Origin of the sequence: Streptomyces sp. NRRL S-495 (genome assembly GCF_000966955.1) — a bacterium.
In the GTDB taxonomy this organism is placed as follows: domain Bacteria; phylum Actinomycetota; class Actinomycetes; order Streptomycetales; family Streptomycetaceae; genus Kitasatospora; species Kitasatospora purpeofusca.
In genome coordinates, this window is the sequence record NZ_JZWY01000452.1 from 1 (window position 1) to 590 (window position 590).

Sequence of the window (590 nt, forward strand, 5' to 3'; positions counted from 1 at the left end):
GAGATGTGTATAAGAGACAGGTCCCGGAACTGCGCAAGGCCGCAGCTGCGGCTGGCCCGGGACGGCCGGACGCGGAGAGGGGGCCGCGTCCGGCAACGCTCCACACCCGGGCGAGGGGCTGGACCGCGCTGACCGGGCCAGTGTCACCAACGCCCCGCCGCCGGGCGCGTGCGGGTTTCGGCCGGCCGGTCGATGTGCGCCGGGGCGCCGTTCCTAGGGCAGGAGCTGCTGTCCGTGATGGACCCGGTGGCGGATTCGGGCGCCGGACTCCGGCCGAGGCTCAGTCGAGGTCCGCGGACGCGAGCGCGACGGCCAGGACGAGGTGGGGCACAGCGGCCAGGCACAGCTCGGCCGTCATGGTCGGGTCCGTTTCGGCGCGGGCAGCCTGCAGTGCCATCAGTCCGGCCAGTACAGCGGAGTCGACAGCTTGGTCCAGGACCTCGTCGACGCCAAGCTCTCCGCCGGCCACCAGATCGCTCACCAGCGCGACGGCCTCCTGCGGATCCTGCCGCCAGCACGCGGCGACCTCGTCACCCGCGTCCGCCAGCTGCATCGCGGCCGTCTGTTCCACGGTCGGCAGCGGTATGCCC

General features: G+C 73.2%; 1 pseudogene. It reads right to left on the minus strand.

The features are described 5' to 3' along the window. Nucleotides 1–280 precede the first annotated feature (280 nt). A pseudogene (locus tag VR45_RS23385) lies at nt 281–590 on the minus strand (hypothetical protein); the annotation flags it as partial.